General features: G+C 71.8%; 27 protein-coding genes. 9 read left to right on the top strand and 18 right to left on the bottom strand.

Features of this window, described 5'->3' with window-relative positions; genetic code table 11:
* The 3 genes from SM757_RS30775 to SM757_RS30765 all read left to right on the top strand — a co-directional run.
* A partial coding sequence (locus tag SM757_RS30775) for a VCBS domain-containing protein (RefSeq protein WP_322468270.1) occupies positions 1-1,966 on the top strand: 1,966 nt, incomplete at its 5' end.
* Between the two features lie 245 nt (positions 1,967-2,211).
* Positions 2,212-3,516 (top strand): efflux RND transporter periplasmic adaptor subunit, encoded by a 1,305-nt coding sequence (locus SM757_RS30770; RefSeq protein WP_066334121.1) that lies wholly within the window; start codon positions 2,212-2,214, stop codon positions 3,514-3,516.
* Positions 3,517-3,518: 2 nt separating this feature from the next.
* Entirely contained in the window at positions 3,519-5,651 is a 2,133-nt protein-coding gene (locus tag SM757_RS30765; protein WP_322468269.1) for an HlyD family efflux transporter periplasmic adaptor subunit, read from the top strand.
* Positions 5,652-5,665: 14 nt separating this feature from the next.
* Here the strand turns inward: SM757_RS30765 and SM757_RS30760 are convergent, their stop codons facing one another.
* The 3 genes from SM757_RS30760 to SM757_RS30750 all read right to left on the bottom strand — a co-directional run bounded on the left by SM757_RS30760 (position 5,666) and on the right by SM757_RS30750 (position 9,118).
* A complete protein-coding gene (locus tag SM757_RS30760) occupies positions 5,666-7,438 on the bottom strand; it encodes a sensor histidine kinase (protein ID WP_157118807.1) in 1,773 nt (590 codons plus the stop codon).
* Positions 7,439-7,607: 169 nt separating this feature from the next.
* Positions 7,608-8,078, bottom strand: a complete 471-nt coding sequence (locus SM757_RS30755; protein WP_066334112.1) for a MarR family winged helix-turn-helix transcriptional regulator — start codon at positions 8,076-8,078, stop codon at positions 7,608-7,610.
* Between the two features lie 71 nt (positions 8,079-8,149).
* Positions 8,150-9,118 (bottom strand): Bug family tripartite tricarboxylate transporter substrate binding protein, encoded by a 969-nt coding sequence (locus tag SM757_RS30750; protein WP_066334110.1) that lies wholly within the window; start codon positions 9,116-9,118, stop codon positions 8,150-8,152.
* Between the two features lie 258 nt (positions 9,119-9,376).
* Between SM757_RS30750 and SM757_RS30745 the strand changes: the two genes are divergently transcribed.
* The 5 genes from SM757_RS30745 (at position 9,377) to SM757_RS30725 (ending at position 13,744) form a co-directional block, all read left to right on the top strand.
* Positions 9,377-11,068, top strand: a complete 1,692-nt coding sequence (locus tag SM757_RS30745) for an FAD-dependent monooxygenase (RefSeq protein WP_322468268.1) — start codon at positions 9,377-9,379, stop codon at positions 11,066-11,068.
* A gap of 11 nt (positions 11,069-11,079) precedes the next feature.
* Positions 11,080-11,280 (top strand): hypothetical protein, encoded by a 201-nt coding sequence (locus SM757_RS30740; RefSeq protein WP_066334105.1) that lies wholly within the window; start codon positions 11,080-11,082, stop codon positions 11,278-11,280.
* Positions 11,281-11,334: 54 nt separating this feature from the next.
* Positions 11,335-11,871, top strand: coding sequence for a VOC family protein (locus SM757_RS30735; protein WP_066334102.1), 537 nt, complete (start codon positions 11,335-11,337; stop codon positions 11,869-11,871).
* A gap of 15 nt (positions 11,872-11,886) precedes the next feature.
* Positions 11,887-13,203, top strand: coding sequence for a fumarylacetoacetase (gene fahA / locus SM757_RS30730; RefSeq protein WP_322468267.1), 1,317 nt, complete (start codon positions 11,887-11,889; stop codon positions 13,201-13,203).
* A 181-nt stretch (positions 13,204-13,384) separates the two neighbouring features.
* Positions 13,385-13,744, top strand: coding sequence for a hypothetical protein (locus SM757_RS30725; RefSeq protein ID WP_322468266.1), 360 nt, complete (start codon positions 13,385-13,387; stop codon positions 13,742-13,744).
* 36 nt (positions 13,745-13,780) lie between these two features.
* Here SM757_RS30725 and SM757_RS30720 read toward each other — a convergent pair whose 3' ends face one another.
* From SM757_RS30720 to SM757_RS30650, 15 genes are all read right to left on the bottom strand, one after another.
* Positions 13,781-14,431 carry a tetratricopeptide repeat protein gene (locus SM757_RS30720; protein ID WP_322468265.1) on the bottom strand — a complete coding sequence of 217 codons (651 nt, stop codon included), beginning with the start codon at positions 14,429-14,431 and terminating at the stop codon, positions 13,781-13,783.
* Positions 14,431-14,874 carry a cytochrome c-type biogenesis protein gene (locus tag SM757_RS30715; protein WP_322468264.1) on the bottom strand — a complete coding sequence of 148 codons (444 nt, stop codon included), beginning with the start codon at positions 14,872-14,874 and terminating at the stop codon, positions 14,431-14,433. The genes SM757_RS30720 and SM757_RS30715 overlap by 1 nt, the downstream gene beginning before the upstream one ends.
* Entirely contained in the window at positions 14,871-15,452 is a 582-nt protein-coding gene (locus SM757_RS30710; RefSeq protein WP_322468263.1) for a DsbE family thiol:disulfide interchange protein, read from the bottom strand. The genes SM757_RS30715 and SM757_RS30710 overlap by 4 nt, the downstream gene beginning before the upstream one ends.
* 23 nt (positions 15,453-15,475) lie before the next feature.
* Positions 15,476-17,479, bottom strand: a complete 2,004-nt coding sequence (locus SM757_RS30705; RefSeq protein WP_322468262.1) for a heme lyase CcmF/NrfE family subunit — start codon at positions 17,477-17,479, stop codon at positions 15,476-15,478.
* Complete coding sequence (ccmE, locus tag SM757_RS30700; RefSeq protein ID WP_322468261.1) at positions 17,476-17,901, bottom strand: cytochrome c maturation protein CcmE; 426 nt, start codon at positions 17,899-17,901, stop codon at positions 17,476-17,478. Before ccmE ends, SM757_RS30705 begins: the two co-directional genes overlap by 4 nt.
* Positions 17,898-18,113, bottom strand: a complete 216-nt coding sequence (gene ccmD / locus SM757_RS30695; RefSeq protein WP_322468260.1) for a heme exporter protein CcmD — start codon at positions 18,111-18,113, stop codon at positions 17,898-17,900. The genes ccmE and ccmD overlap by 4 nt, the downstream gene beginning before the upstream one ends.
* A complete protein-coding gene (gene ccmC, locus SM757_RS30690) occupies positions 18,114-18,902 on the bottom strand; it encodes a heme ABC transporter permease CcmC (RefSeq protein WP_322468259.1) in 789 nt (262 codons plus the stop codon).
* A 25-nt stretch (positions 18,903-18,927) separates the two neighbouring features.
* Positions 18,928-19,641 carry a heme exporter protein CcmB gene (locus SM757_RS30685; protein ID WP_322468258.1) on the bottom strand — a complete coding sequence of 238 codons (714 nt, stop codon included), beginning with the start codon at positions 19,639-19,641 and terminating at the stop codon, positions 18,928-18,930.
* Positions 19,578-20,210 carry a cytochrome c biogenesis heme-transporting ATPase CcmA gene (gene ccmA, locus SM757_RS30680; RefSeq protein ID WP_322468257.1) on the bottom strand — a complete coding sequence of 211 codons (633 nt, stop codon included), beginning with the start codon at positions 20,208-20,210 and terminating at the stop codon, positions 19,578-19,580. The genes SM757_RS30685 and ccmA overlap by 64 nt, the downstream gene beginning before the upstream one ends.
* 11 nt (positions 20,211-20,221) lie before the next feature.
* The gene (locus SM757_RS30675; RefSeq protein WP_322468256.1) at positions 20,222-20,824 is read right to left on the bottom strand and encodes a NapC/NirT family cytochrome c; all 603 of its coding nucleotides are present in this window, start codon (positions 20,822-20,824) and stop codon (positions 20,222-20,224) included.
* Between the two features lie 15 nt (positions 20,825-20,839).
* Positions 20,840-21,358: a nitrate reductase cytochrome c-type subunit gene (locus SM757_RS30670; RefSeq protein ID WP_407655816.1), complete on the bottom strand. Its 519-nt coding sequence runs from the start codon at positions 21,356-21,358 to the stop codon at positions 20,840-20,842.
* Complete coding sequence (gene napA, locus SM757_RS30665; protein WP_322468255.1) at positions 21,355-23,958, bottom strand: periplasmic nitrate reductase subunit alpha; 2,604 nt, start codon at positions 23,956-23,958, stop codon at positions 21,355-21,357. Before napA ends, SM757_RS30670 begins: the two co-directional genes overlap by 4 nt.
* 17 nt (positions 23,959-23,975) lie before the next feature.
* Positions 23,976-24,257 (bottom strand): chaperone NapD, encoded by a 282-nt coding sequence (locus SM757_RS30660; RefSeq protein WP_322468254.1) that lies wholly within the window; start codon positions 24,255-24,257, stop codon positions 23,976-23,978.
* Entirely contained in the window at positions 24,254-24,427 is a 174-nt protein-coding gene (locus SM757_RS30655; protein ID WP_322468253.1) for a periplasmic nitrate reductase, NapE protein, read from the bottom strand. Before SM757_RS30655 ends, SM757_RS30660 begins: the two co-directional genes overlap by 4 nt.
* Positions 24,428-24,845: 418 nt before the next feature.
* A complete protein-coding gene (locus tag SM757_RS30650; protein ID WP_322468252.1) occupies positions 24,846-25,757 on the bottom strand; it encodes a DMT family transporter in 912 nt (303 codons plus the stop codon).
* A gap of 133 nt (positions 25,758-25,890) precedes the next feature.
* Between SM757_RS30650 and SM757_RS30645 the strand changes: the two genes are divergently transcribed.
* The gene (locus SM757_RS30645; protein ID WP_322468251.1) at positions 25,891-26,373 is read left to right on the top strand and encodes a VOC family protein; all 483 of its coding nucleotides are present in this window, start codon (positions 25,891-25,893) and stop codon (positions 26,371-26,373) included.
* The last annotated feature ends 241 nt before the right edge of the window (positions 26,374-26,614 follow it).

Genomic DNA, 26,614 nt, shown 5'->3' with positions numbered 1-26,614 from the left:
AACCGTCACCGTCGTCATCACCGGCGCCGAGGACAGCGCCGTCATCAGCGGTCGCGACACCGGCGCGGTGACCGAGGACGCCAGCTCGCCGACCCTCTCCGACAGCGGCACGCTCGCCATCAGCGACGCGGACGGCGGCCAGGCCGCCTTCACCGGTACGGCGGACGTCGTGGCTGCACCCGGTACCTTGGGCAGCCTGGACATCGCTGCCAACGGCACGTGGACCTACAGCGTCGCCAACAGCGCCGTGCAGTACCTGGTGGCCGGACAGAGCAAGTCCGAAGTCTTCACCGTCCGGTCCGTGGATGGCACGGAGCACACGGTCGAAGTGACGATCCACGGCACGGCCGACGCGGTCACGGTGAGCAGCCCCGAGGTCAACGAGGCCTCGCCCTGGGCCGTGTTCACGGTCCGCGGCAACGCCGGCGAGCCGCTGCGCCTGCAACTGGCCGACGGCAGCGCCACGGGCGCAGGCACCGATTTCGCGTCAAGCGGCGCAGGCTTGGAAATTTCCCTGGATGGCGGCCGCACCTGGAGTGCCTATGCCGGCGGCGCGACCCTGCCCGCCGACGGCGTGCTGCTGGCACGCACGCCCATCGTCAACGACGGCGTGAGCGAGGGCGCCGAGAGCTTCACCCTGACGGCCACGCCCGTGGGAGGCCTGGCCGCCGTGGGCACGGCCACGGTACGGGACGACGGCACAGGCACCGTGTTCCGCAACGACGGCAGCGCCGATGCACAGGCGCTGCTCGACGACGACCGGGCCGTGAGCGTCTCCAGCGTGCGCATCAACGAGGCATCGCCCTACGCCGTCTTCACACTCAGCGGCGGCGCGGCGCAGCAGGTGCAACTGGCCCTGGCGGCCGGCACGGCCGATGCCGCGGACTACGGCGGCACCGAAACGGCCCACCCGCAGCTGGAAGTGTTCGACGGCAACCAATGGGTCCAGTACCAGGCCGGCAGCTGGACACGGCTGGATGCGCAGGGCCGCTTGCTGGTGCGCACCGCCATCACCAACGACGCCCTGGACGAGGGCGACCACGACTTCGCGCTGCGCGTGCAGACCACGGGCGGCGGCCGCTACAGCGGCACCGGCGTCATCGACGACCACGGCGGCGGCAGCCTGTTCCTGGTCGGCAACCACAGCGGCCTGGCTGACACACCCGGCACCGCGGGCGCGCCCCGGCTCGACGACGACAGGCCCGTCCCGGTACCTGTGCCGGTGCCGGCGCCGGCGCCGGCGCCCGCACCGGAGCCGGCACCCGCGCCGGCCGTCGTGGCACCTGCACCCGTACCGGCAACGGTACAGCGCTTCGACTCGGCGCTGGCATCGCCCGTCTTGGCCACTGCGACGGACCCCATCGTCCTCGCCCCGGTGCAGTCCAGCGTGGCCGACACGCGCGACGTGGGCGACATCTACACGCGCTCCAGCGGCTTCCGCACCATGGTCACCCCGGCCAACGAGCCCACGCTGCGCACCTTCCGCGGCCTGGAGGACCAGGTGGTGCCCGCGGTCAGCCAGATCAACCTGCAAGTGCCTGCCGACGCCTTCGTCCACACCGACGCCAACGAGACGGTGACGCTCGTGGCCACGCTGGCCGACGGCCGGCCGCTGCCCACGTGGCTGCAGTTCGACGGCAAGGCCGGCACCTTCACCGGCCAGCCGCCGGCGGGCAAGGCGCTGGACCTGCGCATCAAGGTGCAGGGCCGCGACTCGCAGGGCCGCGAAGCCAACGCGATGTTCCGCATCAAGTCCGCGCCCGGGACCACCCCTGGCGCCGCACCCGAGGGCCTGCCTGAAGCCGAACAAGGCGCCAACGCCCCGGCCACCGGCGTGGGCAGCCGCGGCGGCCTGGACGCGCAGCTCATGCGCGGCGACGCGCTGGGCCAGCGCCAAGGCCTGTGGCAGTCGCAACGCAACGGGCAGAAGATCGCGCAACGCCCAACGGTGCGCCGTGGCGCCTGACGCCAACTTTGTCGCGCCGGCCCGCTGAACGCCATGCCCGCCCCGTTCCCTCGGCGGGGCGGGCATGTTCAGATGGCGGCCTGCCCATGACGGTCCGTTGCACGGCCCGCGGCCTTCAGCGCACGCCCTTGCCGCGTGCCCGCCCATGGGCTGGAAGGCATGGGACGCGGCGCCCCTCAGGCCATGCGCAGCCCCTCATGCGCGCAAGGGCCGATGCGCCCCCGACATGACCCTCAGGACAAGCCATGAGCTTTGACAGTCAGGACGTTTTGCACCTGCTGGCCGCCACGCGCAACGCCGATGGCGCTGCCGCACGCCGCTTCACGCTGCTCAACCGCACGCGCGAGCACGTGCCCTACCACGCCGCCGTGTTGTGCCAGGACGGCGAGTTGCTGGGCCACTCCGGCGCCAGCCGGATGGACACGCTGGGCCCCTACGCCCAATGGCTGCAGCGCGTGGCACGCGAGCGCGCCCACCAGCCCGGTACGTTTGAAGCCGCGGACCTGCCCGCGGCCCTGGGCTCGGCCTGGAACGAATGGTGGCCGCCCTACGCGCTGTCGCTGGCGGCTGCGCAGGGCCGCCAACTGCTGCTGGTGCGCGAGCTGCCGTGGACGGCGGCGGAAGCCGATGCGCTGCACGAGTGGTTCGACACCTGGCAGCTCGCCGAACAGGCGGCCGACGCCCAAGCGCCCCGCCGCGTCGTGGATTTCCAACTGCTGCGCCGCCGCCTGCGGGAAGTGCGCCTGCGCAGGAAGACCGGCCTGGCGCTGGCCGCCGTGGCGCTGCTGCTGGCCTTGCCCGTGAAGCTGACGGTGCGCGCGCCGGGTGAAATCGTCCCTCGCGAGCCCACCGTGCTGCGCGCCAGCGTGGACGGCATGGCGCGGCGGCTGCTGGTCGAGCCCAACCAAGCGGTCCAGTCCGGTCAGTTGCTGGCCGAGCTCGACGACGCGGCCGCGGCCAGCCGGCTGCTGGTGGCGCGCCAGGCGCTGGCCACCGCCGAGGCCGAGTGGCGCCAGACCATGCAACAGGCGCTGGACGACCCGCGGGCCAAGGCCCAACTGGCCGTGACGCAAGGCCGCATGGAGGAAAAGCGCACCGAGGTGGCCTACCTCAGCGACCAGGTGCGCCGCACCGAGGTGCGCGCGCCGCACGATGGCGTGGTGCTGGTGGACGACCCCGGCAATTGGGCCGGCCGCACCGTGACTGCCGGCGAACCGCTGCTGCGGCTGGCCAAGCCGGACGACCAGGAGGTCGAGGCCTGGCTGCCCGTGGCCGATGCCGTGGAACTGGGCGATGGCAGCCCGTTGAAACTGTTTCTCGCCAGCCGGCCGGCCAGCCCGGTGCAAGCCAGCTTGCGCCTGTATGCGTTCGAGGCGTCGCAACGCCCCGAAGGCGGCCTGGCCTACCGGCTGCGCGCCAGCCTGGCCGGTGCGCCCACCGAGCGGCTGGGTGCACGCGGCACGGCCCACGTGGACGGCCCGCGCGTGCCCTTGGTGTACTGGGTGCTGCGCCGCCCGCTGGCTGCACTGCGCGAAGCCACCGGCTGGTGAGCATGGGCGCCGCACTGCAACTGCCAGCCGGCATGGCGCTGGCGCCGCCCCCGTGGCCGGCACTGCGCCAGGAGCTGCAACTGCACCACGCCCCCGCGTTGGCCGACGGCTCGCCAAGCTGGACGCTGCACGACCCGGTGCGCCACCGTTTCACGCGCATCGACTGGATCACCTACGAAGTGCTGCGGCGCTGGTGGGTGGCCGACGCAGCGCTGATCGCCGAGGAGGTCAACGCGCACACCACGCTGGCCATCTCGGCCGAGCACGTGCAGCAGGTGCTGGAGTTTGCGCGGCGCAACGAGTTGACGGAGCCCACCGCCGCGCTGCCCGCGCCGCCGCGCGTGAGCGGGCTGCGTGCCGCGGCCACCTGGCTGCTGCACCACTACCTCTTCTTTCGCATACCGCTGTTCAGCCCCGACGCACTGCTGCAGCGGCTGTTGCCCTGGGCCCGGCCCCTGGGCAGCCGCTCCTTCGGACGGGCCACGCTGGCAGCGCTGCTGCTGGGCCTGCTGGCCGTGGTGTGGGACTGGAGCGCCTTCACCACGCAGGCGGTGGACATGCTGTCCTGGCGCGGGCTGGCCTTGTACGGCGTGACGCTGGTGGCGGTGAAGATCGCGCACGAGTTCGGCCATGCCTTCACGGCGCGGCACCACGGCTGCCGGGTGCCGACCATGGGCGTGGCCTTCATGGTGCTGTGGCCCGTGGCGTACACGGACACGTCGGAAGTCTGGCGCCTGTCGGACGCGCGTGCGCGCCTGAGCGTGGCACTGGCCGGCGTGCGCACCGAGCTCACCATCGCGGCCTGGGCCACGCTGGCTTGGGCGCTGATGCCCGATGGGCCCTTGCGCGCGGTGGCCTTCACGCTGGGGACGCTGACATGGGTGAGCACGGTGGCGGTCAACCTCAGCCCCTTCATGCGCTTTGACGGCTACTTCGTGCTGTGCGACCTGCTGGACCAGCCCAACCTGCACGAGCGCAGTTTCGCGCTGGCCCGCTGGTGGCTGCGCCGCGTGCTGCTGGGGTGGGAAACCCCAGCGCCTGAGGAGATGGCGCCGGGCCTGCGCCGCGCGTTGATGGCCTTTGCCTTCGTGACCTGGGCCTACCGGCTGACCTTGTATTTGGGCATCGCCTGGCTGGTTTATCACTTTGCGATCAAGGCGGTGGGCATCGTGCTGTTCGCCGTCGAACTGGGATTTTTCATCATGCTGCCCGTGATACGTGAGCTCAAGCTTTGGCACGCCGGCCGCCAGGGCTGGCGCGGCAGCCGGCGGCTGCGCCTGACGCTGGGCGTTGCGGCGGCCGTGGCCGCTGCGGGCTTCGTGCCCATGGCGGGCCACGAAAGCGCCGGCGCCGTGCTGCAGCCCGCGCAACACCTGGCGGTGCGGCTGCCCACCGCCGCCGTGCTCGAAAAGATGCACGTGCAACCGGGCCAGCAGGTGAAGGCCGGCACCTTGCTGCTGGAGGCCTCCGCCTCGGCCATGGAGCAGCGGCTGCAGGCGGCGCAGGTGCGCATACGCCAGTTGCAGGCCCAGGTGGCGGCCGCCAGCGTGGACACGCAGCAGCAGGCGCAATGGGGCTCCTTGCAAAAGCAACTGGCCACGGCGCGGCAGGAGGCCGTGGCGGCGCAGGAGGACATGGCCCGCCTGCGCCCGCGCGCGCCCTTTGACGGCATGGTCATGGCCGTGGACGAAGCCGCACGCGCGGGCGGCGTGGTCAGCCCCCAGCAGACGCTGCTGCAACTGGCCGAGCCCAACCGCTGGCGCGTGGTGGCGTATGCCGGTGAGAGCACGGCGCGCGCGCTGCAGCCCGGCGACGGCGCCCGCTTCGTGGCCGATGCCGCCCCCATGCGCGGCTTGAGCGCGCGCGTGGTGAGCGTGGCGCCGCACGCCAGCACCGTGCTGGCCGAGCCCATGCTGGCGCAGGCCCATGGCGGTGCGCTGGAGGCCACGAGCCAGGGCCGTGAATGGCTGCTGGCGCAGCCCATGTACCGCGTGGAGCTGGAGCTGCTGGCGGATGCTTCCCTGTCGCCGCGGCAGTGGCGCGGCCATGCCGTGCTGGCGCAGCCGGCGCGCAGCGCCTGGGAGCGGGTGTGGACGGCGGCGGCGGCCGTGATGGTGCGGGAGCTGGGATTCTGAGCGCTGGCCGCTGACTAGGCCGGCTCGGCCTGCGGGCATTCCAGCGTCAGCGTGACGCTGAAGACGGCGCCATGTCCCGGCTCGCTTTGCAGCGCCAGCTCGCCGCCCATGCTGTCCACCAGGCGGCGGACGATGGACAGGCCCAGGCCGCTGCCGCCAAAGCGCCGCGTGGTGGAGCTGTCGGCCTGGGTGAAAGGCTCGAAGATGCGGGCCTGCTGCTCGGCCGTGATGCCCATGCCCGTGTCCGCCACGTCAAAGCGCAGCGTCACCGTGCGCCGCGTGCGGCCCATCTCGCGCACGCGCAGCTCCACGCTGCCCGCGGGCGTGAACTTCACGGCGTTGCCGGCCAGGTTGAGCAGCACCTGCTTCACCCGCAACGGGTCGCCCACGAGGTGCACGGACGACAGCGGCGCTGCGCTCATGTGCAGGGCCAGGCCCTTGGCATCGGCCTGCGGCTGCACCAGCACCCGCACGGCTTCCAGCAGCTCGCCCAGGTCGAAGGGCACGGCTTCCAGCTGCAGTTGCCCGGCCTCTATGCGCGAGAGGTCCAGCACGTCGTTGGTCAGCGCCAGCAACTGCTCGCCGGCTTGCTGGATGTGACCCACGTAGTCCGCGGCCTTGGGCGGCAGCGCCATGTGGCGCATCAACTGGCTCAGGCCAATGACGGCATTGAGCGGCGTGCGTATCTCGTGGCTCATGTGGGCCAGGAAGGAGCTCTTGGCGCGGCTGGCCGCTTGCGCCTGCGCCTCGCTCGCGCGCAGCGCCTCGTTGGCCCGCTCCAGCCGCCGCACGCCGGCCACGAACAGCCAGGCCGCGGCCACCAGCGTGATGCTGAACAGCACCGTGACCGCCAGCGTGAGGGTGCGCGTCTGGCGCCACTGCGACAGCGCCTCCTCCATGGACGTGGCCACCGACACGCGCAGCGGCAACTGGCCGATGCTGCGGTAGGCCGAAATGCGCTCCATGCCGTCCAGCGGGCTCCTGACGATGGCGTGGCCCAGGTCGTCCAGGGTGAGGGCCGTCGCGCCCTGGCCGCCGAACGTGCTGCCCAGGCCCTGGCTCACGCCGCCCACCACGCGGGCGCGCACCACGCCGTCCATGCCCAGCAGCATGACCTCGCCCTGCGCGCCCAGCTCCACGCCGCGGAACACCTCCTCGAAGTAGTCCGGGTCCAGCGAGGCCACCACCACCCCGAGCACGTGGCCGTCCTCGGTGCCGATGCGGCGCGAGAGCTGCAGGCTCCAGCGCCCGGAGACCTTGCCCAGCACCGGCTTGCCGACGAACAGGCCGTTGTCCGACAGCAGCGCCGCCGCCGCCGGCACGCTGCCCGGCTGCAGGTGCACGCGCACGTGCTCGCGGTCGCTGAAGTCCATGCGGCCGGTGCGGCGGCCCAGCGGATCGAGGTTGGAGCCGACGAACTTTCCCTGCCCATCCAGCAGGGAAAGCTGCAACAGGATGCGTGGCGCCAGGCCCGTCTCGTTGGCGTAGCCCACCAGGTCGGCCGGGGTGAAGGTGTCGTCGTGAAAAGCCTCGCTCACGCGCAGCGTGGCCTGGTCTACGGAGGCCAGCACGCGCAAGGTCTGCTCCTGCAGCGCGCGGGCGAGATTGGCGTTCTGCCGCACCTCGGCCTCCACGGCGTCATCCCACTTCATGCGCAGCAGCACGCCGGTGACGCCCCAGACCACCAGCAGCAGGCACACGGCCGCCAGCATCACCAGCCGGCTCAGCGGCCAGCGGGGCATGTGGGTGGACAGGGATTTCGCGGCCCTGAGGAAGGCATCGAGCATCGAGGGCAATGGCAGCGTGGACAGGGCGCGGCGCGGGCCTTGGGCCGCGCCGGCAGGCCGCATTGTGCCCAGGGCGGGCGTGGTGGGCTGCGCGAATGCCTGATGCTTTTGGAGTGGAAGCCGCCGGCTGCCGGCTGGGTCATGAAGCGGCCCCCGGGCAGCTCCCGCCCTACTCCTCCACCTCGTACCCCAGCGCGCCCATGGCATGGCTCACCAGCCGGTCCAGGATGCGGTCGAGCTGCTCGCGCTCCGCGCCGTCCAGACAGGCCACGATCTGCTCGTTGCGCCGCCTGATCTCGCCCTTGAGCTTGCGCCACAGCGCCTGCCCCTGCGGCGTGAGATTCAGGACGACGCCGCGCCCGTCCACGGCGCTGGTCTGCTTGTCCACCAGGCCCTGGTCCACCAGGGTCTGCGCCGCGCGGCTGGCCTGGCCCTTGGTGAGGTTGGCCAGCCGCGCCAGGTCGTTCACCGACAGCGGCGAGAACGAGCCCACGGCCGAAAGGCAGCGCGCCTCGTTGAGCGGGATACCGATGGCCTCCTGGTACGCCGCCTGGCTCACGCGGTCCGTCAGCTTGGACAGCGTGTGCAGGCGGTGCGTGAAGGTGCGGTCCAGTTCAAAGTCGGCTTTCTTCGCTGCCATGGTCGCAGAGGCGGTGGGTTCGGGTCGGGGCGGAACTTACCCCATTTGCCGCGTGGGCCGGTGGCCGTACGTCAGTCCAGCCGGATGTCGTTGGCGCGTATGACTTTGCCCCACTTCTCGCGCTCGCTCTTGGCATAGGCCGCCATCTGCTGCGGCGAGCTGGGAATGGCCTCCAGCCCCAGGGTCTGGAAGCGGGCCTTCACCGCCGTGGTGTCCAGCGCCGCCAGCAGCGCCTTGTTCAGCGCCGCGATGGCCTGCGCCGGCGTGGCCGCGGGCACCACCAGGCCCTGCCAGGCGTAGGCCTCGAAGTCCTTCACGCCCTGCTCCTGCAGCGTGGGCACCGTCTCGAAGCCGCTCACGCGCTTTGGGCTGGCCACGGCCAGGGCGCGCAGCTTGCCGGAGAGGATGTGCGGGTAGGCGCTGGCCGTGTCGGCGAACATGAAGGGCACCTGGCCGCCGATGACGTCCTGCACCGCGGGCGCCGCGCCGCGGTAGGGCACGTGCGTCAGCGCCAGGCCGCTGCGCTCGCGGAACAGCTCGGTGGCCAGGTGGTGCGGGCTGCCGGCGCCGGGCGTGGCGTAGGTGATGCCCTGCGGCTGCCGCTTGGCCCAGGCCAGGAACTCGGCCAGGTTCTTGGCCGGCACGCCGGTGTTGACCACCAGCAGCATGGGGAATCGCGTCATCAGCCCCACGGGCGCGAAGTCCTTCTCCGCGTTGTAGGGCAGCTTGGCATAGAGCGAGGGGTTGGCCGCCAGCGTGGCCGTGTCGGCCGTGAGCATGAGGTGGCCGTCGGCCTTGCCCTTGGCGACGTAGTCCGCGCCGATGTTGGTGGCGGCGCCGGGCTTGTTGTTCACGATGATGGTCACGCCCAGCAGCTTGCCCATGGGCTCGGCCAGGGTGCGGGCCACCACGTCGGAGCCGCCGCCGGCCGGGTAAGGCACGACCCACTCTATGGGCTTGTCCGGAAAGGCCAGCGCCGCCAGCGGCGCGGCGAGGGCGGCAAAAAGTACGGCGCGGCGCAGGGCGCTGACGGTGGGCATGTGGTCTCCTGAAGGATGGGATTCGTGCTTGTTCGTGACGTGGCGGCTTGCCGCGGGCGCACGGCCGGGTGCCAGCTCTTGCCTTGACTTTACTCAAAAACATCTGCGCGTACAACTAAGTAAAACCACGCTGTTCAACCGGGGCCCGTCTCGGCGCAAAATAGTTGTACGTACAGATGATTCAACGCCCCGGCCTCACAGGCCATGCCCTGGGAACGGGTTTAAGAGGGCGCCGCGCAACACCCCTGGAGACAGCACATGCACAAGCCGAGTACCGAGCCCCGCCCGTCCATCTACTACGACTACAAGGTCCACAAGCCCTGGCTGCCCTCGGCGCATGGGGCGCAGGCGCGGCAGCAGGTGGTGATCGTGGGCAGCGGGCCGGCGGGCATGGTGGCGGCGCTGGAGCTGGCGCGCCACGGCGTGGCCAGCGTGCTGCTCACGGCGGAGCTGCAGGTGTCGCAGGGCAGCCGCGCCATCGTGTTCACGCGCCGCTCCATGGAGATCCTGCAGCAGCTGGGCGTGGCCGCGCGCATCACCGAAAACGGCCTGCCCTGGCGCTTCGGCAACTCGTTCTACCGGGGCCAGCGCGTGTTCCGCATGGAAGCGCCGCACGACGCGGACGACCGCTTCTTCCCCATGACCAACATCCAGCAGCAGTACCTGGAGGAATACCTGCTGGACGCCTGCGCGGCCAGCCCGCTGATCGACCTGCGCTGGGGCAACAAGCTCACGCAAGTGCAGCAGAGGGACGGCTTCGCCAGCCTGGAAGTGGACACACCGGAAGGCCCCTACACGCTGGAGAGCGACTGGGTGGTGGCCGCGGACGGCGGGCGCTCCGGCATACGCTCGGCGATGAACCTGCAGATGGAAGGCGCCTCCTACGAGGGCTTTTTCGTGATCGCCGACATCCGCGTGGACCTGCCGCTGCCCACCGAGCGCCTGGCCTTCTTCGACCCGGAGTGGAACCCGGGCAACACCATCCTCATGCACCGCGAGCCGCACGGCATCTGGCGCGTGGACTACCAGCTCCCGCCCGGCGAGACGCCGCAAGAGGCGCTGGAGCCCGCCTCGCTCAAGAAGCGCATAGACGCCCAACTGGCCATGATCGGCCACGCCGGCGCGCCCTGGGAGATGGACTGGTGCTCGGTGTACTCGGCGCGCACGCTGACGCTGCCCAACTACGTGCACGGCAGCGTGCTCTTCACCGGCGACGCGGCGCACCTGCTGCCCATCTTCGGCGTGCGTGGCGCCAACACCGCCTTCCAGGACGCGCAGTCGCTGGCCTGGCACCTGGCCTTCGTGGTCAAGGGTCTGACCAGCCAGCGGCTGCTGGCCAACCACAGCGCCGAACGCGTGGGCGCGGCGCGCGAGATCATCGACGAGGCTGGCAAGAGCACGCGCTTCATGGCGCCGCCCACGCGCGGTTTCAAGCTGCTGCGCGACGCGGTGCTGTCGCTGTCGCTCACGCAGCCCTTCGTCCGCCCCCTGTACCACTGGCGCACCTCGCGGCCGCACGAGTACACGCACTCGGCACTCAACAGCCGCGGCGACGACAACGCCCTCTTCACCGCCGGCCCGGCCCACGGCGCGCCGCCGCAGAACGTGCGCCTGGGCGCCGACGATTTCCTGCTCGACCACTTGGGCGGCGGTTTCGACCTGCTGTATTTCACCGAAGGTGCAACGCTGCCGGCCGCGCTGCTGGAAGTCGTGGAGGCCACGCGCCGCCGCGGCGTGCCCGTGAAGGTGGTGGCCATAGGCGCGGCGCAGCCCGTGGCCGGCGCCGACCTCACGCTGGCGGACGCCGACGGCCACGTGCGCACGCGCTACGGCGTGCAGGCCGGCGGCGCCGCCTACCTGCTGCGCCCCGACCAGCACGTGTGCGCGCGCTGGCTCACGCTGGACGCCACGCGGCTGCAAGCCGCCTTCGCCGCCGCCCTGCCCCGCTGAGGACAACGACCATGAGCACCCACCAGAACGCTGCCAACGAACTGACCATCCCCGGCCTGGAAACCGTCTACGACCGCCTGGCCACGGCCATAGATGCGGCCGGGGACAAGTCCGAGCTTTTCCTCGTGAAGCTCGCGCTGCTCAACGCCAACGCGTTGGGCAACCCCGACGCCTTCATCCAGCAAGTGGACGCCGCGCTGCGCGACCTCTGAACACCCCGCCCAACCAGGCTTGACGCCCCCCACCGCTTCAAACAGGAGAACCCCATGCTGATCCAGCAAGTCCACCACGTCGCCTACCGCTGCAAGGACGCCAAGGAAACCGTCGAGTGGTACGGCAAGCACCTCGACATGAAATTCGTGCTCGCGATTGCCGAGAACGAGGTGCCGTCCACCAAGGCGCCGGACCCGTACATGCACATCTTCCTGGACGCGGGCAACGGCAACATCCTGGCCTTCTTCGAGCTGCCCAGCCAGCCGCCCATGGACCGCGACCGCAACACGCCCGCCTGGGTGCAGCACCTGGCGCTGAAGGTGGACTCGGTGGACACGCTGCTGGCCACCAAGGCCAGGCTCGAAGCCGCCGGCATCGAAGTGGTCGGCCCCACGAACCACACCATCTTCAAGAGCATCTACTTCTTCGATCCCAACGGCCACCGCCTGGAGCTGGCTGCCGACTGCGGCACGCCGGCCATGATGCAAAAGCTCGACGAGGTGAAGTGGGACATGCTGCAGGAGTGGAGCCAGACCAAGCGGGCTCCCAAGCACGCGGCCTGGATGCACGACGGCAGCCTGGAAGCCTGAAGAGGCGCACACCCGATGACGCTGCTCAACGAAACCCACGACCCCGCCCTGCGCAGCTGGCTCGCCAGCGCCAACACGGCAGGCGGCGATTTCCCCATCCAGAACCTGCCCTTCGCGGTTTTCCGCCGCGCGGGCACGCCTGAAGCCTTTCGCGGCGGCGTGGCCATTGGCGACCAGGTGCTGGACCTGGCCGCCGTGGCGGCGGCCGGCGTGTTTGCCGGCGACGCGCAAGCCGCCGCGCGGGCCGCGTCGGAGGCCAAGCTCAATGCGCTGATGGCCCTGGGCCCCGCGGCCTGGAGCGCGCTGCGGCTGGCCTTGTCGCGCGCGCTGCGCGAGGGCGCGGCCGGGCAAGCCGCGCTGCGCCCCTGCCTGGTGCCGCAGGACCGCGTGGAGTACGACGTGCCCGCCCGCATCGGCGACTACACGGACTTCTACACGTCCATCCACCACGCCACCAACATCGGCCGCCTGTTCCGTCCGGACAACCCGCTGCTGCCCAACTACAAGTGGGTGCCCATCGGCTACCACGGGCGCGCCTCCAGCATCGGCATCTCCGGGCAGGGCTTCCACCGGCCGGTGGGGCAGACCCTGCCGGCCGGCGCTGCGCAGCCCGTGGTGGGTCCGTGCCAGCGGCTGGACATCGAGCTGGAGCTGGGCATCTTCATCGGCCAGGGCAACGCGCAGGGCGAGGCCGTGACGATCACGCAAGCGGAAGCGCACGTGTTCGGCATCTGCCTGCTCAACGACTGGTCCGCGCGCGACGTGCAGGCCTGGGAATACCAGCCGCTTGGGCCCTTCCTCTCCAAGAGCTTCGCCACGACGCTCTCGCCCTGGATCGTGACGCTGGAGGCGCTGGCGCCCTACCGCGCCCCGCTGCAGCGCCCGGCCGACGACCCGCAGCCCCTGCCCTACCTGGACAGCGAGGCCAACCGCCGCGAAGGCGCGCTGGACATCCAGTTGCAAGTGGACCTGCTCACGCCGCGCCTGCGCGAGGCCGGCGGCGAGGCCGCCACCATCTGCCGCACCAGCTACCGCCACGCCTACTGGACGGTGGCGCAGATGGTGGCCCACCACACGGTCAACGGCTGCAACCTGCAGCCGGGCGACCTGTTCGGCAGCGGCACGCTGTCGGGGCCCACGCCGCAGGAGGCCGGCGCGCTCATCGAGATGACGCAAGGCGGCAAGCAGCCGCTGGCGCTGCCCGGCGGCGAGCAGCGCAGCTTCCTGCTCGACGGCGACACGGTGACGCTGCGCGGCTGGTGCGAGAAGCCGGGCGCGGCGCGCATAGGCTTTGGCGAGTGCCGCGGCACGGTGCTGCCGGCGCGGGGCTGAGCCCACACCCGCCCGCCCTGAGCGCGGGCGGGCGCAGGCAGGCTTACCGCAAGAGGAGCTGAATTTGCCCATGGAACCCGGCCCGCCGGCCGCGCCGCCTGCCCGCTGAACGGGCAGTACCGGCCATCCGCACACACGGGCTCAGCGGCCCAAGCGTGGAGCCGCTCCAAGGAGGTAAACCATGAGATTTCTTGCCCTCATCCCCCTGGTGGCCGCTGCCTGCGCCTGCACGCCGGCCGCGATCCAAAGTCAGCCGCCCGCGCCCGGCAAAATCCAGGCCGCGCCGACCCGCCCAAGCGCCAACGTGGACGATGCCAGCGCAACGGCCGGCAGCAGCTTGGAGCGTAGCAGCCAGAGCTACGACAGCGGCAACAGCGGGCGTGATGCGGCGCGGCGCCCTGCCGCCGGCGGCACCTCCGACGGTATCGCCGGAGACGTCGCGGCCAGCGCGCCGGCCGGCGCCCAGCCGGCCCTGCAAGGCGGCACGCCGGCCAGCGGCATCCCCAAGGCCCCCGACCAGCCACCGCGCAGCGTGCGCTGAACCAAGCGTCCCGCGGGCGCTGCCCGGGCCGTTCGCTCAGCGTGGCTGCGCCCGCAACCCCTCCAAGCTCTGGCGCACCCGCTGCGCCGCCTCGGCGTCCGGGGGCATCTGCGCCAGCAGCCGTTCCCACAGGGCAGCGGCCTCGTCGCGCCGGCCGCCGCGTTGCGCGGCGGTGGCCGCCAACGCCAGCGCCTTGGGGTGGCGCTCGTCGGCGCGCAGCGCCCGCGCCACCAGCGCCGCGGGCTCGCCATCCAATGAACCCTGCTGTGCGCTGGCCACGGCGTCGGCGGCGTCGGCCAGCACGTCCGCATCGTCGGGCGCCAGGCGCAGCGCCTGGCGCCAAGCCGCCGCGGCCTCGTCCCAGCGTTCCAGCACTTCCAGCGAGCGCCCAAGCATCACCCAACCGGGCAGGTCGTCCGGCTGCGCCTGCAGCCGCGCACCCAGGCGTTGCACCATGGCCGCCATGTCGGCCTCCACCAGGCGGTGCGGTGCGGCTTCGTCGCGCACGATCGCGCCGGGCACCCCCAGCCGCGCATAGCTCAGCACGGCGGCCAGCGGCAGCAGCAGTGCCGCCAGGGCCAGCGGCCAGCGCGCGCCGCCGCTGCGCACCGCAGGCGCCAGCACCAGCAGCGTGGCCGCCACGCCCAACACGCCCGCGGCCAGCCAAAAGGCGTACAGCGGCGCCATCACGCCACCTCCTCGCCGCTGCGGCCGGCATCGGCGGACAGTTCCGCCCGCGCCGCGCGGCGCACGCGCGCCCCCAGCACCAGCGCCCCGCCGCCCAACAGCATGAAGGGGCCCAGCCACAGCAGCCAGGTCTGCGCCGTGGCGCGCGGCTCGTACAGCACGAAGTCGCCATAGCGGCTGACCATGAAGGCGCGCACCTCCTCGTCGCTGCGGCCCGCGGCCACCTGGGCCTGTATCTGTTCGCGCAAGTCCTGCGCCAGCGGCGCGTTGGACTCGGCCACGGTCTGGTTCTGGCACACCGGGCAGCGCAGCGACTGCGCCAGGTGGTGCGCGCGCGCCTCCTGTTGCGGCTGCAGCGTCGGCGCGGCGCCGGCCAGCGCCATCGACAGGCAGGCCAGCAGGCAGGCCACGCGCAGCAGCACAGACGCCTTGCCTCGCCTCATGGCTGAAACTTCCGCCACAGCGGCCAGAACTGTTCTTGCAGCACCTGCGGCGTCAAGGCGCCGGCATGGCGCCAGCGCACCACGCCCTGCGCATCAACGATGAAGGTTTCCGGCACGCCGCTGACGCCCCAGTCCAGCGCCGCGCGGCCGTCGGCGTCCTGCAGCGAGGTTTCAAAAGGCGAGCGGCCCGCGCGCTGCAACCAGCGCCGGGCCGCGGCGGCGTCGTCCTTGTAGTTGAGGCCCACCACCGCCACGCCCTGCGCGGCCAGTTGCTGGAGCTGGGGCCACTCCTGCGTGCAGGGCTCGCACCACGAAGCCCAGACGTTGAGCACCCAGGGCCGCCCAAGCAGCGCGCTCGCCGCCGGCGGCTGCCCCGGGTCCAGCGGCGGCAGTGCCAGCGCAGGCGCGCGCTGGCCCACCAGGGCCGAAGGCAGCGCGTGGGGGTCGCGCTGCAGCCCGCGCGCCATCAACAGCACCAGCAGCCCAAGCAGCGCCAGCAGGGTGAGCGGGACGAGCGCGCGCCTGCGCCGCGGCCCGGCTTGGGCGCCCGGCAGGGGAGACGGCGGGGACGAGTCCATGCCTTGGCTCCTGGGCACGCCGCTCATGCCGCCCTCCGCTGCGGCGCGCCCGCGCCGGCCTGCGCCGCCACGGCGCGGCGCCGGTATTGCGCGTCCAGTGCCGCCAGCGCGCCGCCCAGCGCCATCAGCAGCACGCCGGCCCAAATCCAGTTGACCATGGGTTTCAACTGCAACCGCACCGCCCAGCGGCCGGCGCCCAATGGGTCACCCAGGGCGACGTAGAGGTCGCGCCAGGGGCTGCGGTCTATGGCGGGCACGGCCAGCGTCTGGTCCTGGGCGCGGAAGGCCCGCCGCTGCGGGCTCAACTGCGCCACCAGCTCAGTGCCGCGCCACACCTCCACGCGGGCCTGCACGCCGTCGTGGTTCACGCCCTGCAGCGGCTGCACGGCCAGCAGTTGCACGCGGTACGGGCCCAGCGCAGCGCCGTCGCCCACGGCCAGCGGCAGCTCGCGCTCCACTTCCAGGCCCTTGACCGCGCACACGCCCAGCACGAAGACGCCCACGCCCAGGTGAGCCAGCCGCATGCCCCAGGCGGCGCGGCCCGCGCGCGGCTGGTGAAGCACCTGCTGCAGCGTGGTGGCGAAGATCCAGCCCGCCAGCCATAACCCCAGGCCGAACAGCGGGCTCCAGTGGCCCAGCAGCGCCATCGCCGCCCCGGCCGCCACGGCACTGGCCGCCGCGGCCCAGCGCAGACGGTGCGCCAGCGGCCGCGCCGCAGCGCGGCCCCACGCCGCGAAGGGCGCCGCGCCCATGAGGAAGACGGCCGGCGCCAGCAGCGGCAGCATCACGGCCTCGAAGTACGGCGCGCCCACCGAGATGCGCGCGCCGCCCAGCGCCTCCAGCGCCATGGGGTACAGCGTGGCCAGCAGCACCGAGGCCGCGGCCACCGCCATCAGCAGCAGGTTGCTCAGCAGCAGCGTCTCGCGCGATAGCAGCGCGTGCGCGGTGGCAGCAGCCGCGCGCGGCGGGCGCAAGGCCCACAAGGCCAGCGCGCCGCCTATGAGGGCAGCCACCAGCGCGAGGATGAAGAGGCCGCGCCGCGGGTCCGAGGCGAAGGCGTGCACCGAGGTCACCACGCCGGAGCGGACGATGAACGTGCCCACCAGCGCCAGCGCGAAGCCGCCTATGCACAGCAGCAGCACGGCGGCCGTCTGCCCGCCGCGGCGCTGCGCCACGGCCAGCACGTGCAGCAGCGCCGTGCCCACCAGCCACGGCAGCAGCGCGGCGTTTTCCACCGGGTCCCAGAACCACCAGCCGCCCCAGCCCAGCACGTAATAGGCCCAGGCGCTGCCCAGGCCAATGCCCAGGCTCAGCAGGGCCCAGCTCACCAGCACCCAGGGCCGCAGCCAGCGCGCCCATTGCGGCTGCAGCTCGCGCTCCCACAGCACGGCCAGCGCGAAGGCGAAGGGCACGGCAAAACCGACGTAGCCCAGGTACAGCGCCGGCGGGTGCACCACCATGGCCGGGTCCTGCAGCAGCGCGTTGAGGTCGGCGCCGTCGGCCGGCGGCGGCAGCAGCCGCGTGAAGGGCGACGAGGCCAGCAGCACGTACAAGCCGAAGGCCGCCACCAGCAAGCCCAGCCCCCCCAGCAGCCGCAGCGCAAACAGCGTGGGCAGGCTGCGGCTGAAGCGCGCGACGGCCGCGCCCCACAGCGCCAGCACCAGCAGCCACAGCAGCATGGAGCCCTCGTGGCTGCCCCACACCGCCGCCACGCGGTAGGCCAGCGGCAGCGTGGAATGCGAGTGGTTCGCCACGTAGCGCACCGAGAAATCCAGCGCCACGAAGCTCCAGGCCAATCCCGCCAGGGACAGCGCCAGCAGCGCGCAGGCGGCGACCGCGCAGCGCCGCGCCTGCTGCAGCAGCACGGCGGCGCGCGCCTCGGCAGCCCGCGACGGCCCGGCGGCCATGCCGCCATCCGCCCCTGCGGCACCGGAGCGCGCCGCCCCCGCGCGCAGCGGCAGCAGCGCCTGCAGCAGCGCGATCCACAGCGCCAGGATGGCGGCGAAATGGGCCAGCTCCGGGATCATGGCTTCACCCACGCCGGCCGCGACGTCGCCGCCGGCGGCATGTAGTTCTCGTCGTGCTTGGCCAGCACCTCGCTGGCCTCGAACACGCCGTCCGCGCCCAGGCGCCCGCCCGCCACCACGCCCTGGTTCTCGCCGAACAGGTCCGGCAGCAGCCCGCTGTAGCGCACGGGCACGCGGTGGGCGCCCTCGGCCACGACGAAGTGCACCGTCATGCTGCCGGGCTCGCGCCGCAGCGACCCCGGCTCCACCACGCCGCCCAGGCGCAGCCGCTGCGCGGGCGCGGGCCGTTGCTGCAGCAGCTCGCCCGGGGCGAGAAAGAAGTTCAGGTTCTGCCGCAGCGCCCCCAGCAGCAGCACCGCGGCCAGGGCGACCAGCCCAAGCGTGGCGGCCACGGCGGCCAGGCGGCGTTGGCGCGGCGTCATGGCGCGTCCTGCGCGCCGGCCGGCGTCAGCACGGCGCGCCCGGGTGCGGGCGCGGCCGCGTCGGCACCGCCATTGGGCTGCGGCAGGCGGCGGCTGCGCCGCCACAGCAGCGCGGCCTCCAGGCCCAAGGCCAGCAGCGCCAGGCCCCAGCCGCCCCAGACGTACAGGCCATGGCCACCCATGTCCCACAACAACGCCCAGTCGATGCCCATTCACCAGCCCTCCACAGTGGGGTACGGCTGCGCCGGTGCCCCGCGCTGCTCGGCCAGCAGGCAGCGCGCGCGCAGCAGCGCCATGGCGGCGGCCCAGGCCCAGGCCGCCAGCGTCATGAGCAGCAGGGCGGCGAGCGTGCTGGACGGCATGGCCGCGCCGCGCGGCGTCAGCGTGGCGCCCTGGTGCAGCGTGTTCCACCACTGCACCGAGAAGTAAATGATGGGCAGGTTCACCAGCCCCACCAGGGACAGCAGGGCCGACAGCCGCGCCGCGCGCCGCGGATCGTCGAAGGCCGCGCGCAGGCCCATCACGCCCAGGTAAAGCAGCAGCAGCAGGAGCTGCGAGGCCATGCGCGCATCCCACGCCCACCAAGTGCCCCAGGTTGGCCGGCCCCAGAGCGCGCCGCTGGCCAGCGCCAGCGCGCAGAACAGCGCGCCCGTGGGCGCCAGCGCCTGCGCCATGGCGGTGGCCACGCGGCCGCGCCACACCAGCGCCACCGCGCCCCAGCCGGCCATCACGGCGTAGAGCCACATGGACATCCAGGCCGCCGGCACGTGCAGCGCCAGCAGCCGCACCGACTCGCCCTGGCGCGCATCGCCCGGAGCCACGAAGAACACCAGCGCCAGCCCGGGCAGCGCGCAGGCCAGCGCCAGCAGCGCCAGCGCCTTGCACCAGCGCGCCGCGGCGGCCTCGAACAGCGGCGGGGACGCCAGGCGGCGCCACGACGGCGGCACGCCGCCGCGGCGGGGCCGGGCGCGGGCCGGGAAGGCGGTGGTGGGCAGGTTCATGGTGGGCACACGCCTCCTGCGACGTTCATTCCTGGCCCAGCCGCAGCGCCGCCAGCACGGCGTGGGGCAGCAGCGCAGCGCCCAGCGCCAGCAAGGCGCCCAACAGCCAGGGGGCGGCCGCGTCGCCTTGCGCCGTACCGACGCCCAGCAGCAGCAGCGGCACGGCCAAAGGCAGCACCAGCAGCGCCAGCAACATGCCGCCGCCGCGGGCGTGCAGCGTCAGCGCCGCGCCCAAAGCGCACAGCAGCGACAGCGTGGGCAGCCCAAGCAGCAGCGACAGCGCCAAGGCCGGCCAGCGCTCCGGCGCCAGCCCGTAGAAAGGGACGAGCACCGCGCTGGCCGGCAGCAGCAGCGCACAGGCCGCCAAGTGCCCCAGCAGCCGCCCAAGCAGCGCGGCCAGCGGCGTGGGACAAAGCAGTTGCTGCTCCAGCACGCCGTTGGCCGCATCGGCCTGGAAGAGGCGCTGGCTGCCCAGCAGCACGGCCAAGAGTGCCGCCACCCAGGCGGCCGCGGGCGCTACGCGGCGCAGCAGCACGGCGTCGCCCTCCAGCGCCAAGGGCAGCAGCGACAGCACCAGGACGAAGAAGCCCAGCGCCGCCAGCGCGTCGAAGCGCTCGCGCAGCAGCAGCCGCAGCTCGCGGCGCAAGCTGCAGCCCAGGGCCGCCGCCGCGCCGTTCAAGCCGCCGCCGGCTGCGCCCCGGGCAGGCGCAGCCGCGGCATCGAGGGTGCCGTGGGCCATGGGTCATGGGTGCTGAGGAGGGCCATGCCGCCCTGGCGCAGGTGCTGCGCCAGGCGGTCGTTGAAGTCTTGCCGCGCGGCCTCGTCCAGGGCCGCCAGCGGTTCGTCGAGCAGCCACAGCCGCCGCCGCGTGAGCGCCAGCCGCGCCAGCCCCACGCGGCGACGCTGGCCCTGCGACAGCCGGCGCAGCGGCGCCTGCGCCACGGCCTGCAGGCCCGCGTCGCGCAGCGCCTGCGCGATGCGCCCGGCGGGCTGCGCCTCGCCACCCAGGCGCAGCGCGTGGTCCAGGTTTTCCATGGCGGTGAGCGCCTCGTGCAGGCCGTCGCGGTGGCCCAGGAAGCACAGCTCCTGCGCCAAGGCCTCGCGCGCCGCGCGGCCCTGCAAGCCGTTCCAGCACAGCCGTTGCGCGTGCAAGGGCTGCAGCCCGGCCAGGCTGCGCAGCAGCGTGCTCTTGCCGGCGCCGTTGGCGCCCTCGACCAGCAGGGCCTCGCCCGCGCGCAGTTGAAGGTCGAAGCCGTCGCACAGCAGCCGGCCGCCGCGCGTGAGCTGCAGGTCCGTCACGTCCAGCATGCGCGTGCGCCCTAGCGCACCGTCTCCACGCCCGCCATGTCGGGCATCTTGTGCGCGATGCCCTTGTGGCAGTCGATGCAGGTCTTCTCGCCGCTGGCCAGCTGCGTGCTGTGGGCGGCCGTGGCGCGCGGGCTCTGGCGCGTGAAGTCCATGGACTCGAACTGGTGGCAGTTGCGGCACTCCAGCGAGTTGTTGGCCTTGAGCCGCTCCCACTCGTGCTCGGCCAGCGTGCGGCGCATGGCGGCGAACTTCTCAGGCGTGTCTATGCTGCCGAACACCTTGCCCCAGACCTCCTTGGAGGCTTGCATCTTGCGCGCCATCTTGTTGGTCCAGTTGTGGGGCACGTGGCAGTCGCTGCACTTGGCGCGCACGCCGGAGCGGTTGGTGAAGTGGATGGTGCCTTGCAGCTCCTGGTAGACGTTGTCGCGCATCTCGTGGCAGCCGGTGCAGAACGCCTCCGTGTTGGAGACCTCCAGCGCGGTGTTGAAGCCGCCCCAGAAGATCACCCCGGCGACGAAGCCGCCCACGGTGAGGAAGCCCAGGCTGAAGAAGCGGCTTGGGCTGCGCAGCACCTTCCAGTAGCGGCGCAGGAGGTTGACGGGACCACGCAGCATGGACGGGCCCCTTTCTCAATGCCGCGGCGCGCCGGTGCCGCCGCCGCCCGTGCCGCTGCCGCCGGACTTGCGCTGCTGCTCAGCGCGCAGCAGCTCGTTGACGTCCACGAAGCGGTTGTCCACCAGCGGCTTGAGGTCGGCCTGCGGCACGTGGCACTGGGTGCAGAAGTAGCGCCGCGGCGACAGCTCGGCCAGGTGGTTGCCCTGGCGGTCCTGGAAGTGGGTGATGCTGACCATGGGCGCGCCGCTGGTCTGGGTCTGCGTACGCGCGTGGCAGAACATGCAGCGGTTGGCGTTCTTGTCGAGCTGGTAGTTGTCTATCTTGTGCGGGATGACGGGCGGCTGCATGGCATAGTTGCGCGCGCGCCGGATGTCGGAGTTGTCGGAGTTGACCAGGGGCGGCGGCGGCGTGGTCTCGGTGATGGGCGCGCCGCGCATGCGGTCGGTCATGTCCACGGCCAGCGCGACGCCGGCCAGCGCCGCGGCGGCCAGGCCCAGCGCGACGCCCGCGCCCTTGCGCAGCTTCAGCTTCATACCGTGCCTCCTTGCGGCGGCAGCCCGCCCGCCTTGCGAATGGCCACGGCGCATTTCTTGAAGTCCGTCTGCAGCGAGATCGGGCAGGTGGCGTCCAGCGTGACCTTGTTGATGAGCTGGCTGGCGTCGAACCACGGGACGAACACCAGCCCGCGCGGGGGCTTGTTGCGCCCGCGCGTTTCCACGCGGGTGCGCATGCTGCCGCGGCGCGAGGTGATCTCCACGATCTCGCCGCGGCGCACGCCCAGCGCGCGCGCATCCTCGGGATGGATGAAGCACACGGCGTTGGGGAAGGCGCGGTAGAGCTCCGGCACGCGCCGCGTCATGGAGCCCGAGTGCCAGTGCTCCAGCACGCGCCCCGTGCACAGCCAGTAGGGGAAGTCCTTGTCGGGCTCCTCCGCCGCGGGCTCGTAGGGCAGCGCCCACAGCACGGCCTTGCCGTCGGCGTTGCCGTAGAAGCGCACGCCCTCGCCCGCCTTGACGTAGGGGTCGTAGCCCTCGCGGTAGCGCCAGCGCGTCTCCTTGCCCTCCACCACCGGCCAGCGCAGGCCGGGCACCTTGTGATAGGTGTCGAAGGACGCCAGGTCGTGGCCGTGGCCCCGGCCGAAGGTTGCGTACTCCTCGAACAAGCCCTTTTGCACGTAGAAGCCCGCGGCGCGCGCGTCGTCGTTGTCGTAGCCCGCTTCCATCTCGGCCAGCGGGAAATGGTTGACCACGCCGTTGCGGAACACGAGGTCGTACAGCGTCTTGCCGCGCCACTGCGGCGCTGCGGCCAGCAGCTCCGGGGTCCAGACCTCCTCCATCTTGAAGCGCTTGCTGAACTCCATGAGCTGCCACAGGTCCGAGCGCGCCTGGCCGGGCGGCTTGACGAGCTGGTGCCAGAACTGCGTGCGCCGCTCGGCGTTGCCGTAGGCGCCCTCCTTCTCCACCCACATCGCCGCGGGCAGGATCAGGTCGGCGGCCATGGTGGTGACGGTGGGGTAGGCGTCGGACACCACGACGAAGTTGTCCGGGTTGCGGTAGCCGGGATAGGCCTCCTGCACGATGTTGGGCGCGGCCTGCATGTTGTTGTTGACCATCACCCAGTAGGCGTTGAGCTTGCCGTCCTTGAGCATGCGGTTCTGCAGCACCGCGTGGTAGCCGGGCTTGTCGGGGATGGTGCCCGGCGGCAACTGCCAGATGTGCTCGGCCTCGGCGCGGTGCTTGGGGTTGGTCACCACCATGTCCGCCGGCAGCCGGTGGCTGAAGGTGCCCACCTCGCGCGCGGTGCCGCAGGCCGAGGGCTGGCCGGTGAGCGAGAAGGGGCTGTTGCCCGGGCTGCTGATCTTGCCGGTGAGCAGGTGCAGGTTGTAGAGCAGGTGCGAGCACCAGGTGCCGCGCGTGTGCTGGTTGAAGCCCATGGTGAAGAAGGAGACCACCTTCACCTTCGGATCGGCGTAGAGCTGCGCCAGCGCCTGCAGCCGCTCCCGCGGCACGTTGGCGAGCTTGGCCGTGTACTCCAGCGTGTAGGTACTGACGAAACGGGCGTACTCGTCGAAGCTCGACGCCTTGCCGCCGCCCGCGTCGCTCCAGTTCTTGGCCTTTTGCTGCAGCGGGTGGGTGGGCCGCAGGCCGTAGCCGATGTCGGTGTTGCCCGTCATGAAGCGGGTGTGGCGCTCCACGAAGTCGCGGTCGTAGGCCTTGCGCTGGATGATGTAGTTGGCGATGTAGTTGAGGATGGCCAGGTCGGTCTGCGGCCGGAAGGTCAGCGTGAGGTCGGAGAGGTCGTAGCAGCGGTGCTCGTACACCGAGAGCGTGGCGACCTTGACGTGCGGCGCGGACAGCCGCCGGTCGGTGACGCGGGTCCACAGGATGGGGTGCATCTCCGCCATGTTGGAGCCCCAGAGCACGAAAGCGTCGGCCTGCTCGATGTCGTCGTAGCAGCCCATGGGCTCGTCCATGCCGAAGGTGCGCATGAAGCCGGCCACGGCCGAGGCCATGCAGTGGCGCGCGTTGGGGTCGAGGTTGTTGGTGCGCAGGCCCGCCTTGAACAGCTTGGACGCGGCATAGCCTTCCCAGATGGTCCACTGGCCGGAGCCGAACATGCCCACGCCGGCGGGGCCCTTTTCCTTGAGCACGCGCTTGAACTGCGCGGCCATGGTGTCGAAGGCCACGTCCCAGCTCACGGGCTGGAACTCGCCGTCCTTGGCGTAGCGGCCGTCCTTCATCCGCAACATGGGCTCGGTGAGCCTGTCCTCGCCGTACATGATCTTGGACAGGAAGTAACCCTTGACGCAGTTGATGCCGCGGTTGACCTCGGCGTTGGGGTCGCCGTGGGTAGCCACCACGCGACCTTCCTTGACGGCAACGTTGACGCCGCAGCCCACGCCGCAGAAGCGGCACGGGGCCTTGGACCATTTCAATTGCGTGCGCGAGGCGTCGGTGACGACGTTCTGCGCCGCCGCGTCCAGCGGCAGCCCCGCGGCCAGCGCGGTGCTCGCCGCAGCAGTGGCGCGCACGAAGTCGCGCCGCGTGCAGCCGCAGCCCGGCGCTGGCGCCTGGCCGGTGCCGCTTGCGCGCTCATCGACCACGGGGACGGGAAAGGGAACGGTGTCCGACATGGAGATCTCCCTGTGCCTCACGGCATCTCCTGTTGCATGGCATCCCAGGGCTCGGCGTGCTGGTAGACCAGCGCGACGTTGATCACGCCGGGCAGATCGCGCAGCGCGGAGAGCGTGTCCATCACGCCCTGCGCGCTGCCGTGCTCGACCACCACCACGAGCCGGCCGTCGTCGGCCGACTGCGCCAGCGTCGCGCCGGGCAGTTGCGCCACGGACGTGCGCAGCCGCGCCATGGCGGCGGCGCGCGCCTGTACCAGCACGCCTGCGATGTGCAGCTCGCGCACGGCCTCGCCCGTCACGGCGAGTACCCCGGCAACTGTCCCGAGAGCAACTGGTACATCCAGACGACGAAGCCCCAGCCGCCCACCACCGCCACCGCCAGCACTGGCGCCGTGACCACGGTCAGGAACAGGAAACTTCGCCACTCCTCCTGCCGGGTTGAGGGCGCATCCGGATCGGCGGGATGCACTTCCCCGGCCGCTTCTGCTTTTGTTGAAGAAGGATCAAGCCGCATCGGAATCCCATCGTTGGTGCCGAAGGTCTGGTCCCCCGGGCAAAGCCCGTGCCCAATGGTGGTGCATTCCGGGACAAAGCCGATTCACGCGCGATGGGGCGCAATTCTTGCGCTGCATGAACATGCCGGCGCGTTTCGCGCGCCACGCGCGCGGCTGTGCAACAGGCGAGGCACAGCCTCGGCCCGCTGGCCTGAAGCAGGAAAACTTTGCTGCCGTAAATCGGGGGGCAGCCGGCGCTGCCGTGCAAGGCGGCAGGCCGGGCGGAGTACCGGCCGAGTGGATGCGGGCTGGAGTGTTCGCGGGAAAGTTTGGGACGTCCCAAACCATGCGGCGCGTCGGGGCCCGGCCGCGACGCTTGCAGGAGGCCCGCCCTCAGCGCCAGCGGTTGAGCAGCGCCACGCCGGCCAGCACCAGCACCGTGCCGGCGACCACGCCGGGGGTGAAGGGCTCGCCCAGGATGAGCACGCCCATGGCGATGGTGCTCATGGGGCCGATCATGCCCGTCTGCGCCGTGGCGGCCGGGCCCACGCGGGCGATGGCCAGCATCACCATCAGCACCGGCGCGAAGGTGCAGGCCGTGGCGTTGAGCAGCGACAGCCACCAGACCTCAGGCGCCACGGCGGCCAGCGACGACAGCGGCCGCAGCAGCACGAACTGCGCGATGCACAGCACGCAGGCCACGCTGGAAGCCAGGCCCGTGAGGCGCAGCGCGCCCAGGCGGCGGACCTCCTCGCCGGAGTACGTGAGGTACAGCGCGTAGCTGACGGCGCTGCCCAGCACCAGCAGCGTGCCCAAACCGGCCTGGGCGCCGGCGAACTGCGCCTCCTCGCCGAAGGCCAGCAGCACGCCGGCATAGCTCACGGCCATGGCGATCCACTGCTTGGTGGTGGTGCGGCGCTTGAAGATGAGCCAGCCCAGCAGCAGCACGATGGTCGGATTGAGGTACAGCACCAACCGCTCCAGGCTGGCGCTGACGTACTGCAGGCCCAGGAAGTCCAGGAAGCTGGCGAGGTAGTAGCCGCTGAAGCCCAGCAGCGTGACGGCGCGCCAGTCGCGTGCGGTGAGCGTTGGGCGGCCGCGCCCGGCCCACAGCGCCAGCACCAGGAACAGCGGCAGCGCGAACAGCATGCGCAGCATGATCACCGTGACGGCATCCACGCCGTAGCGGTAGGCGAGCTTGACGATGATGGCCTTGCCGGAAAACGCGGTGGCGCCGCCCGCGGCGAGCAGCAGCCCGGGCCAGTGGCGCTCCCGCGCTGCGGCCCCTATGGAAGAAGCAGACATCCGAAGGATTCTGCCAGGGGGTTTTCACCCGGCCGGCGCACGGGGCCGGCCGGGGAACGCCCATTGCCCGCCCCGTGGGCCGGCATCGCCGAACCCGTCACCGTCCCTCAGCCCTTCAGCCCGGAGACCTCACATGCCCAGCAAGAACACGATCTGCCTCTGGTACGACGGCAGCGCCGAGGACGCCGCGCACTTTTACGCCGCCACCTTCCCCGACAGCCGCGTCGGCGCCGTGCACCGCGCGCCCACCGACTACCCCAGCGGCAAGGCCGGCAGCGTGCTGCTGGTGGAATTCACGGTAATGGGCCTTCCCTGCGTGGGCCTCAACGGCGGCCCGGCGTTCAAGCACAACGAAGCCTTCTCCTTCCAGGTCTCCACCGAGGACCAGGCCGAGACCGACCGGCTGTGGAACGCCATCGTCGGCAACGGCGGTCAGGAGAGCGAGTGCGGCTGGTGCAAGGACCGGTGGGGCGTGTCCTGGCAGATCACGCCGCGCGTGCTCATGGAAGGCATCGCCAGCCGCGACGCCGCGACGGCGCAGCGGGTGTTCACGGCCATGATGGGCATGAAGAAGATCGACGTGGCGGGGATCGAGAAGGCGTTGAGGGGCGATTGATTCGCGCTAAGCCAAGGCCGGCCTCGCCCGGCTGGCGTCCGGTTGCGCCGCCTGGTTTGGAACGTGTCAAACCTTTGGCCGGCCCGTTGCCGGATTGCTTTGCTTGTAGGAGGCCCGCTCACGGGCCGAATTGCAGCCGGGCCACGGCATACCGGCAGCCGACGCGCTTCGCACCCAATTTCGTCATTCCCGCCTGCGCGCAGTGCTGTCCGGGGAAAACGTAACAGGGGCTGAGCAGCGG

It is taken from the genome of Azohydromonas lata, assembly GCF_034427735.1.
GTDB lineage: Bacteria > Pseudomonadota > Gammaproteobacteria > Burkholderiales > Burkholderiaceae_C > Azohydromonas > Azohydromonas lata.
The sequence above is the reverse complement of the archived record's forward strand: the minus strand, read 5'-3'. Positions and strand labels throughout refer to the sequence as shown.

What these genes read in the sequence shown, in the direction of transcription:
- SM757_RS30770 (WP_066334121.1), top strand. Translation starts at nt 2,212, where the DNA reads ATGAGCTTTGACAGTCAGGACGTTTTGCACCTGCTGGCCGCCACGCGC.
- SM757_RS30765 (WP_322468269.1), top strand. Translation starts at nt 3,519, where the DNA reads ATGGGCGCCGCACTGCAACTGCCAGCCGGCATGGCGCTGGCGCCGCCC.
- SM757_RS30760 (WP_157118807.1), bottom strand. Translation starts at nt 7,438, where the DNA reads ATGCTCGATGCCTTCCTCAGGGCCGCGAAATCCCTGTCCACCCACATG.
- SM757_RS30755 (WP_066334112.1), bottom strand. Translation starts at nt 8,078, where the DNA reads ATGGCAGCGAAGAAAGCCGACTTTGAACTGGACCGCACCTTCACGCAC.
- SM757_RS30750 (WP_066334110.1), bottom strand. Translation starts at nt 9,118, where the DNA reads ATGCCCACCGTCAGCGCCCTGCGCCGCGCCGTACTTTTTGCCGCCCTC.
- SM757_RS30745 (WP_322468268.1), top strand. Translation starts at nt 9,377, where the DNA reads ATGCACAAGCCGAGTACCGAGCCCCGCCCGTCCATCTACTACGACTAC.
- SM757_RS30740 (WP_066334105.1), top strand. Translation starts at nt 11,080, where the DNA reads ATGAGCACCCACCAGAACGCTGCCAACGAACTGACCATCCCCGGCCTG.
- SM757_RS30735 (WP_066334102.1), top strand. Translation starts at nt 11,335, where the DNA reads ATGCTGATCCAGCAAGTCCACCACGTCGCCTACCGCTGCAAGGACGCC.
- fahA (WP_322468267.1), top strand. Translation starts at nt 11,887, where the DNA reads ATGACGCTGCTCAACGAAACCCACGACCCCGCCCTGCGCAGCTGGCTC.
- SM757_RS30725 (WP_322468266.1), top strand. Translation starts at nt 13,385, where the DNA reads ATGAGATTTCTTGCCCTCATCCCCCTGGTGGCCGCTGCCTGCGCCTGC.
- SM757_RS30720 (WP_322468265.1), bottom strand. Translation starts at nt 14,431, where the DNA reads ATGGCGCCGCTGTACGCCTTTTGGCTGGCCGCGGGCGTGTTGGGCGTG.
- SM757_RS30715 (WP_322468264.1), bottom strand. Translation starts at nt 14,874, where the DNA reads ATGAGGCGAGGCAAGGCGTCTGTGCTGCTGCGCGTGGCCTGCCTGCTG.
- SM757_RS30710 (WP_322468263.1), bottom strand. Translation starts at nt 15,452, where the DNA reads ATGGACTCGTCCCCGCCGTCTCCCCTGCCGGGCGCCCAAGCCGGGCCG.
- SM757_RS30705 (WP_322468262.1), bottom strand. Translation starts at nt 17,479, where the DNA reads ATGATCCCGGAGCTGGCCCATTTCGCCGCCATCCTGGCGCTGTGGATC.
- ccmE (WP_322468261.1), bottom strand. Translation starts at nt 17,901, where the DNA reads ATGACGCCGCGCCAACGCCGCCTGGCCGCCGTGGCCGCCACGCTTGGG.
- ccmD (WP_322468260.1), bottom strand. Translation starts at nt 18,113, where the DNA reads ATGGGCATCGACTGGGCGTTGTTGTGGGACATGGGTGGCCATGGCCTG.
- ccmC (WP_322468259.1), bottom strand. Translation starts at nt 18,902, where the DNA reads ATGAACCTGCCCACCACCGCCTTCCCGGCCCGCGCCCGGCCCCGCCGC.
- SM757_RS30685 (WP_322468258.1), bottom strand. Translation starts at nt 19,641, where the DNA reads ATGGCCCACGGCACCCTCGATGCCGCGGCTGCGCCTGCCCGGGGCGCA.
- ccmA (WP_322468257.1), bottom strand. Translation starts at nt 20,210, where the DNA reads ATGCTGGACGTGACGGACCTGCAGCTCACGCGCGGCGGCCGGCTGCTG.
- SM757_RS30675 (WP_322468256.1), bottom strand. Translation starts at nt 20,824, where the DNA reads ATGCTGCGTGGTCCCGTCAACCTCCTGCGCCGCTACTGGAAGGTGCTG.
- SM757_RS30670 (WP_407655816.1), bottom strand. Translation starts at nt 21,358, where the DNA reads ATGAAGCTGAAGCTGCGCAAGGGCGCGGGCGTCGCGCTGGGCCTGGCC.
- napA (WP_322468255.1), bottom strand. Translation starts at nt 23,958, where the DNA reads ATGTCGGACACCGTTCCCTTTCCCGTCCCCGTGGTCGATGAGCGCGCA.
- SM757_RS30650 (WP_322468252.1), bottom strand. Translation starts at nt 25,757, where the DNA reads ATGTCTGCTTCTTCCATAGGGGCCGCAGCGCGGGAGCGCCACTGGCCC.
- SM757_RS30645 (WP_322468251.1), top strand. Translation starts at nt 25,891, where the DNA reads ATGCCCAGCAAGAACACGATCTGCCTCTGGTACGACGGCAGCGCCGAG.